This window comes from Legionella navarrensis, assembly GCF_052527415.1.
Window position 1 is genome coordinate 18,874 of the sequence record NZ_JBNVZR010000027.1, and the last position, 12,164, is coordinate 31,037.

Below are 12,164 nucleotides of genomic sequence, written 5' to 3' on the forward strand. Positions count from 1 at the left end.
AATCAATCACCTTCTTTCTTTGTTTCCGTAGTGGCTGCGGGAGCGCACTCTTTCTCAGGCTCCTTTACCTCAACTGTCTTTGCTTCCTTTTCTACAGTTTCAACCGGTGTGGATGAAACAACTTCTCCTGGCTGCTCCACTTCGGCCTCTTCTCTCTTTTTTTTGTAGTCAGCAATGATCTCCGTAACGCTGTTCTTAACGTCTTTAAATAATTTGCCTGTCATATTGGCCAGCTCATTAAGATCTGGAAGTTTCGATTTGAAATCACCCATGATTGACCTCGGTTATTTGTCCATGTTTCTTTCAGTATACACAATTTTTCGAATTAGGAGCTGTTGACATATGTCAAAACCAAATGGAAATAGTGCTAGGACGTACGGTTGATTTGAAAATAAACACGAACAATCAGGCCGGTGCCTTCCTGTGGAGAGTCCAGCTCGACGCGTGCGCCATGCAGGTCGCATATCTGCTGAACAATGGCCAGGCCCAAACCACTGCCCGTACTTTTATTGCCAAGAACGCGGAAAAATCGCTCAAATACCCGGGCCTGCAGCTCACCCGGAATGCCAGGACCATTATCGGATACCTGCAGAACGATTTCATTTTCCTTCTGGTAAACGCCAACCAGTACCTTGCCTTCCCTTTTGCAATAGCGAATGGCATTGTCCACCAGGTTTCGAATGAGTATGCTCAGTGCTGTTGCGTTACCAGGAAACATCGGTGGGTTTTCGTCGTGTTCAAACTCCAGCTCGATTTGTTTATCGATGGCGCTTTGCGCCAGCATGGCCAGAACTTCCCGTGTGATTTTGACAAGGTTAACGTTGTCCACATCATTCAGATTAGCGGACTCGGGAACGATTTTGCTCATGGTCAGCAGTTGCTGAACCACATGTGTACCTCGGTTTACGCTGGCAATCAGCTTCTGCAAAGCGCGGTTTTTTTCATCCATATCGTTGCTGTTTAAAGCGACCTGAGCCTGCGTTTTCAGGGCGGCCAGCGGCGTGCGCAGCTCATGCGCGGCATCAGCTGCGAAGCGTTTTTCGCGCTCGAAACCTTCCTGAAGCCGGTAAAACAGTTTATTCAACTCATCAATAACCGGTTTAATTTCCTCCGGTACCTCCTGCAGGTTAACCGGTTCGAGGTGCGTGGGCGCACGATTGGCTACCTCCTGTGCCACACGATCGAGGCTGTCGAGACCGCGTCCGATAATGATCCAAATCAACAGGCCCGACAAGGGAAAAGTCAGCAGCATGATGTATAAATCGTCCTGAGCGATGCGATGTCCAAGCTCATTTCGTGTATCGTAACGCTCTGCAACTACCGTACGAACCCCGGATTTTTCATTGTACGTGGTAAATACCCGCCATTTCTGATCATCGAGTAATTTGTCGCTGAATCCGTCAACATCCGAAACCAAAGGCACTTTTGGGGCCGTGGACGAATGCAGTAAAAGCTGGCCTCCGTTTGTCCAAACCTGAAAATTAAATTTATCGAGGTAACTCTTGGGCGGCAAATCATTTAAAAATTTATGCTTATAGAGGTTATCAATACTTTGTGGAATCAGCTCCAGTGAATCCTGAATTTTGCTCAGCGGACGTTTCCGCACGTCATCACCCAGCAGCGATTGATAGGACAGGGCGGAGACCGCCATTAAGGTATCAAGATGTTCCTGAATGTCCTTTTGGTCGAGGTAATAGTTACCAATCGCGGTCAGCGTGGTGGTGATGGTCAGCGCCAGCAGGAGGTTTATCAGCAGGAACTTGCGAATGGACGATTTCATTATGAATTAATTACTCTCGTTTTTCTCAGCCATGTAGCCAACACCTCGTATGGTGCGGATAAAATTGGCATTGAGTTTTTTGCGCAGATTATGAATGTGAACTTCAAGAGCATTGCTGTCGACGTCCTCATCCCAGCCGTAAATACTTTGCATGAGCTGTTCGCGTGACAACACATGGCCATTGTTTTCCAGAAGCTTCTGCAGCAGGGCAAATTCACGACGTGGCACGTTGACGATGTTGTCATCGATGTAGACGCTGTGAGCAGCAGGATCGAGGGTCACATTACGGTATTGCAGTACGGAGTCGGCACGACCGAGGGAGCGACGCACCAGCGCACGGATTCTTGCGCTCAGTTCATTAAGATCGAAGGGCTTGACCAGATAGTCATCCGCTCCTGTGTCCAGACCTTTGACGCGGTCTTCAATGGATTCACGGGCTGTGAGAATGATAACAGGCGTGGTATTGCCATCACTGCGAATGGATTGCAGGAAACCCAGCCCAGACAGTTTGGGCAGGCCAAGATCAAGAATGATGAGATCAAAGGACTCCGACTTAACCGCGGCACGCGCGGCTTCTCCATCTTTCAGCCAGTCTACTATGTAATCAAACTGGGTCAGGCCTGTTTTAACCGCATCTCCCAGCAACTCATCGTCTTCAATCAGTAATAATCTCATCGCAGCTCCTGGCGTTAATTAGTCTCATGGTGAGGGATGTTGTTTCCCATCGGATGAGTCAGCTGACGGTTCCTCTTCCAAGGCATGTCTCGTCAGATACAAAGCCTGTAAAAATACGAAAACAAGGATAATGCTGGCACAGCCAAATAATTTGAAATTAACCCAGACGTCGGTACTGTAGTGGAACGCAACGTAGAGGTTCGCGCATCCCATCAGAACGAAGAAAAGAACCCACGCGTAATTTAAACGATACCATATCGCTTCAGGTAAGCTAATGTTATTTTCCATCATTTTCTGAATTAATGGTTTTTTGGTTACCACCGAGGAGAGCATAAAGATCAGGGAGGTGAACCAATAGATGCCCGTTGGCTTCCATTTGATAAACACGTCATTATGAAAAAACAGGGTTGCACCGCCGAGAACAAAAATGATCCCAAGGTTTAAAAGATGCATGTTTTCATACTGTTGATGTCTGATTCGGTGATAGACCACCTGTGTTAATGAAGCGGCCATGGCAATGGCTGTTGCGGTGTAAATGCCCCAGATTTTATAGCCAATAAAAAACAGCAGAATGGGGAAAAAATCGAATAATAGTTTCATATGTTATTTCAAATAGTTACAGAGGCCTGTAATTAATTATAACACAGGATTTCAGGAAAAACTGTCTAGCCAACATTCAAACGCTGGCCCGGTGTCAACACCTGTGTTTTCATACCCGGATTCAATTTAAGCAGCGATGGCACACTGGTATGATAGCGTCTGGCTATGCCACTCAGGCTGTCCCCCTGTGCGACGGTATAAACTCCTGGTTTTATCCGCTCACGCCAGATAATCAACTGCTGTCCCTGGCTGAGTCTGAATTCGCCTTCCCCCTGATTCCACTCTGCGATTTTTTGGGCGCTGACCTGATATTGTTTCTCAATTCCTGGCAGGGTGTCACCGGGCTGCACAATATGGATCACTTTGTAGGTTTCAGTACTTGGCGGTCTGTCTGGTACGGGAGGAATTGGCCTTATTCTGCTGACGGCCGGCGCGTTTTTCATACTCGGTATCAGAATGGATTGGCCGCTTTTCAGCTGATCCGATTTCAGCTGATTTAATTCGCGCAGCAGTTTGACTGTTGTAAAGTAGCGTCGTGCAATGCTGTCCAGACTATCCCCTGTGCGTACCTGATGACGATTCCAGCTTACCCGGCTGTCCTGCGGCAGGCGCAGGAGATTGCGGTTAAAACTTTCTACCCTGTCTCTTGGAATGAGCAGGTTGAAGGGCTTGTAGGGAGCGGTTGCCCAGCGGTTATAGCCAGGATTCAGTTTAATCAGATCCTTGTAGCGCATGCCTGCCAGCCGCGCGGCATGACTGAGATCAATCTGGCTGCCGATGTTTACTTCCTCAAAATAAGGGATGTGAGGAATGTAGGGCAGGGTGACACCATAGCGCTGTGGGTACTGAATAATTTCAGCCAGCGCCAGCAAACGAGGTACATAGGCTTTCGTTTCGGCCGGAAGCGGCAGCGCCCAGAAATTGATGTTACGTTGTTGTCCACTGGTTTTAATGGCGCGGGAAACCGTGCCGGCGCCAGCGTCGTAAGCGGCGACGGCAAGCAGCCAGTCCCCGCTGAAATAGCGGTTGAGGTAGGCGAGGTAATTAAGCGCTGCATCAGTTGAGGGGCGAATACTGCGCCTGGCATCGTACCACCAGTCCTGTTTCAGGCCCAGATCGGTTCCGGTGGCAGGCATCAACTGCCAGAGCCCGGCAGCCCCAACGCCGGAGTAGGCGAAGGGATCGTAAGCGCTTTCCAGCATGGGCAGCAAAGCCAGTTCGCCAGGCATGTTTTTTTTTCGTACTTCGTTAATGATGTGATAAATATAGGGTTCGGAACGAGCCAGTTTTTGCAGGTAACCGGGATGATCCAGCAGCCATTGCAGTTGCGCGTGAACATCGGGCTGGGACACGTTGTGGTTAATGGAAAACTGGCTGCGAATCACGTCCCAGACGGTTGGTGAAACACGGGCGGCTGTGGCGTTGAGTGCGATGAGGCACACTGAAATAATAAGCGTAATCAGCTTTCCAAACGTCAAACGGGCAACCTCGTTTAGCTAAAAGATTAGCCAGTGTACCTCATTACCGAGGCCTTGTCAGGTTTGTTCTCGGCGCACTCATGTCTCTACGCTTTCAGCCTTTTTTCAGGAGAAATTATTCTTGTCTTCCCGCAACTGCCTGAACACCGACAAACTGTCAAGCGCCGGACACGCTCTGTCTTTGGCATAGGCAAGCACGTCCTTTTCATCCAGACGTAAAAAAGGGTTTATCTGTTTCTCCAACGCCATGCTGGAGGGCAGGGAACATCGGCTGCTGTCTTGTTGCAGCTCGGAAAGGTACTCTTGAATCCGCTGGTTATGCGGCTCAACGGTCGCCGCAAAGCGTAAATTCTGACGTGTGTATTCATGTCCGCAGTAAACCCTGGTCTCATCGGGCAGGGCCTTGAGCCTGGCCAGCGAGTCATGTAACTGTTGCAGTGTGCCATCAAATACACGTCCACATCCGGCAGAAAACAGCGTATCTCCGCAAAATAAAAGTTTATGCCGTGTTTCAAAATAGCAGATATGAGTCGATGTATGACCCGGTATGAAGAGAATCCTGAACTGCCACGCCCCCAGAGAAAAAGTCTCATCAAGCGGGCTGAGCTGATAACCCGTTCCAGTCGGCTCAAGACACTCGGCAATACGGCCAGATGCCTGAACAGATTCCGGGAAAATGCGCGGATCGGCCGGGCCATACACCACCGCGTCTGGATAGCTGGTCATGAGCCTGCGCATGCCGCCAATGTGATCAGCGTGATGATGTGTCAGCAGAATGGCGTCGAGGCGCAGCTCATGTTGCTCCAGAAACGAGATAACCGGTTCGGCTTCTCCCGGATCTACGCACAAAACCGATTGCCTTGCGTCATCAACCAGCATCCAGATGTAGTTATCAGTAAAGGCACGAACCGGTATAACGTCCATGTCAATTCTCCTCTAGCGGGGCAGGCTGATTTGTCTGCCTTCTTCAATTAAATAATAGGATACGCCTGGATTAAACAGTGTACGCAGATTATCCAGAATAATGCGCATCTCGGCGGCCAGCGTATGCGGCGGGTTAATGAGCCATAGACCACAGCCTGTCATGCCTGTCTGAGCCGCGCCTGTTAAGTAAAACTCGATGCGCAGGGTGCGTTCCGTCGGAATGGCCATCATGCCGCGTACCAGCTGATCGCGCAATCGCCTGTCGACAACGGGATACCAAAGGCAATAAACACCCGTTGAAAAGCGCGAAAATGCGGCCTGTATCGCGCGCGGAATGGTTTTATATTCATCCTTGATTTCGTAGGAAGGGTCAAGGAAGGTCAAGGCCCGACGCTCTATCGGGGGCAGGTCTGCCTGCATTTCCCGGATGCCGTCGGCATGGCGAAACTGAACGCGCCTGCCTTGTCTGGGTAATTGTTCGAGCTGTTCAAATTCGCGAGGATGTCGCTCTGCAAAGACGGCGCGATCCTGGGAGCGCAGCAGGGACAAGGCCAGATGGGGTGAGCCCGGGTAATAGCGCAGTTCGCCCTTTGGGTTCAGGTTTTTTAAAACCGATAACCAGGGCGTCATCAGGTCAGGCAGTTTTGTCCGCTGCTCCCATAGCAGGGAAACTCCCTGACGATACTCAGATGTTTTACCGGCCTGACCATCATGTAAATCATACAGGCCACGTCCGGAATGGGTTTCCAGATAGAGCAGGGGTTTGTCCTTCTGACCCATGTAATCGATGACGCGGGACAGGGTCAGGTGTTTGACGACATCGGCAAAATTTCCGGCATGATAACCGTGTTGATAACTCAGCATGAAAAGCCGTGGTTGGAGAATGAGCCCGACAGTATACGTGCTTATGGATTGCTGATCCATCCACCTGTCGATTACAATGCGCTCTGGCTTTGTACTGGACAATTTTTTAATCTTGATATTATTTGTCCTCCCCGAGCAGGCGGGAATGACAGACTGGAGTTTTGTCCAGTACAGAGGCCTTCTGGAACTTAATATGGAAGCGTATCATGACGATTGAAATAACTAATGACCTCAGACCAACAGCAATGGAATGGCCAAAGCACGAAACAACGGAAAGCAACCCGGTTCTCGCCAGGGCCTTCGATGCGTATTTTTTGCAGTCCATGCAGAAAAGCGCCCGCATGGAACAGCATTTTATTCAGGACAGTAATCCACTGGCTGGCAGCAGGCGTGAATCGATATCCTGCCTGCCTGACACGTATCAAGGCACGGGCGAAGCAGAGCCCGCTGTCGAAGCGCCTCCTGCTGATCTTCCCGGAACGCCGGCGCCGATATGTCCTGTGAAAGGAGCCAGCGATTTTATCAATAAGCTCTGGCCGTATGCAGCCCAGGCTGCGAGGCTGACAGGGATTGACCCGCGGCTGTTACTGGCTCAGGCCGCGCTGGAAACCGGCTGGGGACGGCACATCGCAGAGGATAATCAGGGCGTCAGCAGCAACAACCTGTTTAATATCAAGGCCAGCAAGGCTGATTCTCGAGCGCCTCTTGCCATCAAAACGACGGAATACGTGAACGGTAAACCCATACGGCAGACCGCATCCTTTAAAACCTATCCTTCCGTGTATGAGAGTTTTCAGGATTATCTTGACTTGATTCAGGGCAGCGCGAGATACCAGGATGCGCTGGCGCATGCGAACGATCCTGAAGCCTATGCCCACGCCCTGCAGGCAGCCGGTTATGCGACCGATCCAGAGTACGCAGACAAAATATTGTCTGTTTATCATAGCCTGGTAGAGCAAGAGCCTGTTGGTTTATAAATTAAACATAAGAGGCAAATGCAGTCCAAAAGAGATGGACGTTTGCCCATTTTTTACGATAAAATGCGACTTTTGTCTGTCTTGGAGATAACGATGGTTTTCCTGGTGGGTGGTAATGCGGAGCGGGTGTTCCGCTCGTTTGGCCGGGATGGGGCCATCGTTCGGACCCCAATTGCCAACGGTACTCATCTTCGTCGCTTTCTTGGTTCAGAGACGGAGTTTGATGCTTATGTGGGGGCCCTTGCTGACATAGCCGACGGCTATGATGCTCAGGGCCAGATGCCCTCGTTCTTTGACGAAGAAAATGAAGACATTGCGGCTCACCTCAAAAAATACGAATATGCCTACGTAGACCGAGAGGGGCTTCCCTGCCTTATCGGTCTGGAGTTTCGAGATGATGAGACGGGAAAATGGTTTTTTACGCTTGTCAAAAACATAAACAGACCGCTCAGTGAGCGCAATATTTACGTTATTACCAGCGATAAACCCAGCGCAGCGGATGACGTGCCGAGTGGCTGTACCCTGTACGCTGGCCATGATGCCATTCTGCATTTTAAAGAGAACATTAACTCAGGCCTCGCCAATTTGTTTTTTGATACAGCCTTACCGCCTGATCGTCTGAGTATTGATGTGCGGTGCTCCGTGTTTAATCAATTTGCTCAGCAGACAGATGTTACGGGCTTTAAAAAAAACCAGAGTCTGTTGAATATGCTGCTTCCTTCCGATTATGCGCTGCCAGCCTCTGCCTCATCCAGCTCCAGCAGTTCTCGAGCAGGCAGCATTGTCCCTGACCCTGTGAGTTCAGCACTTACACAACATGCGTTTCTTGAAAGACTGGGCCAGGCTGGCGCTACTCCTCCGCAGATTGAACAGGTGTTAAGAGGTGAGGGGCGTTTAATCCACTACAACTCCAATGATCAGGCAACACTTAACCTGGCGACATTGCTTGACCAGTGCCGCCAGAAACAGTTTGCCAACATGAGTTATTTTGTGTCTCACAAAGGGTTTGTTGCCGCGTTTAACAGGCTGTACACGAAACCGGAACTTCGTCCCTTTATAGCGACCCTCCTCGTGAATCCATGTTATAATCGCGCCGACGTAGCCGAATTGATTGCCGTGATGGCCTCTGATACAGATTTATGTATGAGTATGAAAGCCTTGTTTAACAACGGTATGAGCTACTCTAATCTTCTGGAAATTGCCCGAGCGCCAGACAGGCATGCCGCAGTCAGGTTTCTGACTCGATTCGGGCTGTATGATTTTACTCTCGCTCAAATAGAGGTACCGGGTTGTGTGGATATGCTGCAGGAGGCCGAGCGCTATCTGAGCGCGACTTTTCCGATAATCGGCACCAATGAACATCCTTACATCGCCGACGCCCTGAGAAATATTATTCAATATATCAACAGAACCATAACGCTGGATGCGGTCCTGACTCATCTGCTTCAACCCAGGCCATACAGTTCCTATGCGTCGTTTAACCTGCAACTGTTTTTCAGCAAACACCTTTATATGAGTATGAAGCGTTTTGCGCTGGCAGCAGCACCTCGCGCTAACCCGCATTCCTCGCTGGACGAGAAAGACAACTGGCTTAACTCCGCTATCCAGGCCATGCCGGGTATGCAGGCGATCAATCTCTATCCTGAGGTATTCAGCTACGCTGTAGAAACAGATAATCTGCCCGAGTGTAATCAGGAGCAACTGGCTACAACACTGGAAGCCCTGGGTGTCTGTCGTATGAATCTGGTCAGCCCACAGACTTTACCTCTGGCTGAATTATTCCAAACCCCTTTGCTGGCCGAGAGATTGCTAAAATTTACTGCAAAGGAGTCGTTCGGGCGTTTTATGGCCGTAAGAAGGACAATTCGACAGGATGTTCTGGTGGCTTTGGAGCAACTGGATCAGCACAATATGCCTGAGCATTGTTACCAATATGCCATGGCAGATTCTCACAAGGCGCATGCGTTTCGTTGTTTGCTCAACAGGGTCCATGACAGGCCTGGCATGATGTTGGTTTTCAACGCATGTTTTGCGAAGAAAAACATGTATAAAACACAGTGTCAGGATAATCTGAACAACACAGAGCTGAGCGATGCCATGCGTGCCGCCAATGCCCGCGTAATCAATGAGGTTGAATTACTGCATCGCGTGCGTTGCAGACACCGGGGCGATCCAGATAATTTCGCTGAGATGGCCTGTCTGTTTGCCAGTAACTCCGAACAGGGCGATCGTTTTCGCAGAGCCCTTGAGCTGGTGGAGTCACGCTGCGATGAGATCGCGCGTTATTTACGAGAAGCGGCTCCGGGCTCGGATAAACTCCATGCCTACAACAGGCTTGAAAAAGACTTTCGTGCGAGTATGCATCAAATCGTATATACCCAGCTGGTTAATCCACAGAACGATAATCTCGCAGAGCAAATCACACGGGCTGCTGAGCCGGTAAAAGAGCTGTTGAACGAAGATCGCCATCTGTATTTACGTCGCTGTCTTAAGGGGATTGCCAATACCTTGCTGTTGATTGTAAGCTTGCCGACCTGTTTTTACTTCAATCGCAGGCATAAGGAAAGAACAGGCGACTTTCTGTTCTATTCCCGGGCTAAATCCGGTGAAATGCTGAACGAAGCCGTGCAGCAGCTCCCGTCTATCCTGTTGCCGCCAGCGACACACTGATAATTAAGGATAAGGTATGTTTTCACTGGATTGGCCTCGTGCTTATGGCAGGCCACTCGCAACAGCGACATTTAAATCGTCTCCAGAGGATTTTCAGGTCAATGAGTTTTTTGACTGGGAGTTCAGCGGAGAAGGCGAGCACATTGTCCTTAAAATTGAAAAACGAGGCCTGAGTACCGAAGATGTAGTTAAATCTCTGTCTCGACTGATCAATAAGCCCGTTAAACTCATCAGCTACGCCGGCCTGAAAGACAGGCAGGCTTTGACAACGCAATGGCTGAGTGTTCATGCCCCCGGCGAGGTTATCGAGGGCATTGAGTCACTCGAGGCACCGGGCTGGAAAGTGCTTGAATGCACGCGTCATAACAAAAAGCTGCGGCCAGGCTACCTGAGCGGAAATCATTTTGTTGTGACCCTGCGTGATGTCCAGCATGTTGATGATCTTCTGCAGCGTATCGAGCAGGTTAAGCTGCATGGTGTCCCTGATTACTTTGGCGAGCAGCGCTTTGGTCGAGAGGGCGCTAACTTACTGCGTGCCGAAGAAATGCTGGTTCAAGGGCGAAAAATCAAGGATCGCTTTCTCAAAGGCATGTATTGCTCCAGTGCCCGTTCCTGGATCTACAACGCCATCCTGGCGCGGCGGGTGGAAGCTGGCACCTGGAATACCCCTCTGCCTGGCGACATGATGCAGTTGACCGGATCCAACAGTATTTTTCCCCTGGAAAATGTCGATGAAACCATCGTTCAGCGTGTTCTGAAACGGGATGTATCACCAGCCAGTCCTTTGCCAGGAAAAGGAAAAGACAGGGACAGGCTGCCACTGATTGATGAGATTTATTCGGAGTGGCAGGCCTGGATAGATGGTTTGCATCGTCTGGGGCTGGAAGAGGCCTGGCGTGCTAATATTCTGCATCTGGGTAATGTTACGCTTATGCAACAGGATAGTGTCGTGCAGTTATCCTTCACCCTGCCACCAGGCTCTTACGCAACAGCTGTTTTACGGGAACTTGTTCTATATTAATTTTTCGAGGCTTTATCTATGATTTCCAGTGCTGAACTTGAATTGCTTCTCCAGTCTTCCTTTATTTTCAGGCGAAGCCTGCTGCCTGACAGAAGTAATCGGGAGATCCTCGCTGACTTTGAAAATCTGCTTCGAGACAGGGAAAATGGTGCGTGGCTGGTACGGGAAAGCAGAAGCCTCGGAAATCTGAGCCTGTCTTATAGAAAAAATGACACAATCAGGCATTATCGGTTCGCTCTGGTAGATGGTGTATGGACGGGCTCTGATAGTGTGAGCGCTGGCCAAAGCGTGAAATGTGTTGATTTGAGCAACCTGGGCGAGCAAGGACAGAAACTGATCAAACTGATTATCGGCTATGGTTTTTCCAGGCGGCGTATGGTTCTGCCTAATGATCTGCAATGCACGCAGGAGCCTGACTATATGAGAGCCTCCTATTCTTCAGCTAAAATTCTCAGCCGTCGTTATGATGATCCGGTGGTGGCTGTTAAAGAAGCCCTTGAGCGCTTAAAGGTGATAGATTGCAATGAAGAAAGCATTGTTCAGACAGCAGGCAGTTTAAAAAAACCGCTGGACAGCAAGGCAGGGGAGGAAGTTGATGAGGCTTTTGCACAGTGGCTTCGCAATAACGAACTCGATACGGGTCTTATCTGCAGCGTTAGCTTGAGCCTGATTCGTGAGCCACTGGTCTTGCATGAGTCGGGACGGTCATTTGATGCCAGTTCAATGCCAATGATCGGCGCAAGATGCCCCATCACCCGTGCACCAATAACTCAGCCACCGTATACCCTGCCTGAGTACGAACCCTTACTGGCTACCTGTCTGGATATATTTATCAGACTGGTCAATGAGGCATGGTTAAGAAAGCAGCCGTCGGCACCGGGAGCTTATTCCATGTTCGCCTCCAGCTCGACTGCTTCTTCGGTGCCAGTTGCTGACAGCTCGTTCTCATTTTCAGCCAGTTAAGCCGGGCCACGTGATGGGTAGCCCGGATTAGCGTTAGCGTAATGCGGGATCGGAGCTGGATTATTCCCGGATTACGCTACGCTAACCCAGGCCACGTGATGGGGTAGCCCGTATTAGCGTTAGCGTAATGCGGGATCGGAGCCGGATTATTCCCGGATTACGCTACGCTAACCCAAGCCACGTGATGGGGTAGCCCGTATTAGCGTTAGCGT

11 protein-coding genes are annotated in these 12,164 nt (G+C 50.0%); 4 read left to right on the forward strand and 7 right to left on the reverse strand.

Translation table 11 applies throughout. The features are described from left to right. Nucleotides 1–2 precede the first annotated feature (2 nt). The 7 genes from ACQUTA_RS12235 to ACQUTA_RS12265 form a co-directional block, all read right to left on the reverse strand. Nucleotides 3–272, reverse strand: a complete 270-nt coding sequence (locus ACQUTA_RS12235) for a hypothetical protein (RefSeq protein WP_444988541.1) — start codon at nucleotides 270–272, stop codon at nucleotides 3–5. A 95-nt stretch (nucleotides 273–367) separates the two neighbouring features. Then, entirely contained in the window at nucleotides 368–1,780 is a 1,413-nt protein-coding gene (locus ACQUTA_RS12240) for an ATP-binding protein (RefSeq protein ID WP_444988542.1), read from the reverse strand. A gap of 6 nt (nucleotides 1,781–1,786) precedes the next feature. After that, nucleotides 1,787–2,455, reverse strand: a complete 669-nt coding sequence (locus ACQUTA_RS12245) for a response regulator (protein ID WP_444988543.1) — start codon at nucleotides 2,453–2,455, stop codon at nucleotides 1,787–1,789. A 24-nt stretch (nucleotides 2,456–2,479) separates the two neighbouring features. Then, nucleotides 2,480–3,055, reverse strand: coding sequence for a septation protein A (locus tag ACQUTA_RS12250; RefSeq protein WP_444988544.1), 576 nt, complete (start codon nucleotides 3,053–3,055; stop codon nucleotides 2,480–2,482). Nucleotides 3,056–3,120: 65 nt separating this feature from the next. After that, nucleotides 3,121–4,533: a lytic transglycosylase gene (locus tag ACQUTA_RS12255; RefSeq protein ID WP_444988545.1), complete on the reverse strand. Its 1,413-nt coding sequence runs from the start codon at nucleotides 4,531–4,533 to the stop codon at nucleotides 3,121–3,123. A gap of 105 nt (nucleotides 4,534–4,638) precedes the next feature. Beyond that, a complete protein-coding gene (gloB, locus tag ACQUTA_RS12260; protein ID WP_444988546.1) occupies nucleotides 4,639–5,457 on the reverse strand; it encodes a hydroxyacylglutathione hydrolase in 819 nt (272 codons plus the stop codon). A 12-nt stretch (nucleotides 5,458–5,469) separates the two neighbouring features. After that, on the reverse strand, nucleotides 5,470–6,321 hold the full coding sequence (locus ACQUTA_RS12265) for a 23S rRNA (adenine(2030)-N(6))-methyltransferase RlmJ (protein WP_444988547.1): 852 nt from the start codon (nucleotides 6,319–6,321) through the stop codon (nucleotides 5,470–5,472). 206 nt (nucleotides 6,322–6,527) lie between these two features. Between ACQUTA_RS12265 and ACQUTA_RS12270 the strand changes: the two genes are divergently transcribed. The 4 genes from ACQUTA_RS12270 (at nucleotide 6,528) to ACQUTA_RS12285 (ending at nucleotide 11,952) form a co-directional block, all read left to right on the forward strand. Continuing rightward, nucleotides 6,528–7,298, forward strand: coding sequence for a glycoside hydrolase family 73 protein (locus tag ACQUTA_RS12270; RefSeq protein WP_444988548.1), 771 nt, complete (start codon nucleotides 6,528–6,530; stop codon nucleotides 7,296–7,298). A 93-nt stretch (nucleotides 7,299–7,391) separates the two neighbouring features. Beyond that, nucleotides 7,392–9,968, forward strand: coding sequence for a hypothetical protein (locus ACQUTA_RS12275; protein ID WP_444988549.1), 2,577 nt, complete (start codon nucleotides 7,392–7,394; stop codon nucleotides 9,966–9,968). A gap of 16 nt (nucleotides 9,969–9,984) precedes the next feature. Further along, a complete protein-coding gene (gene truD, locus ACQUTA_RS12280) occupies nucleotides 9,985–10,989 on the forward strand; it encodes a tRNA pseudouridine(13) synthase TruD (protein WP_444988550.1) in 1,005 nt (334 codons plus the stop codon). An 18-nt stretch (nucleotides 10,990–11,007) separates the two neighbouring features. Further along, the gene (locus tag ACQUTA_RS12285) at nucleotides 11,008–11,952 is read left to right on the forward strand and encodes an SH2 domain-containing protein (protein ID WP_444988551.1); all 945 of its coding nucleotides are present in this window, start codon (nucleotides 11,008–11,010) and stop codon (nucleotides 11,950–11,952) included. Nucleotides 11,953–12,164 lie beyond the last annotated feature (212 nt).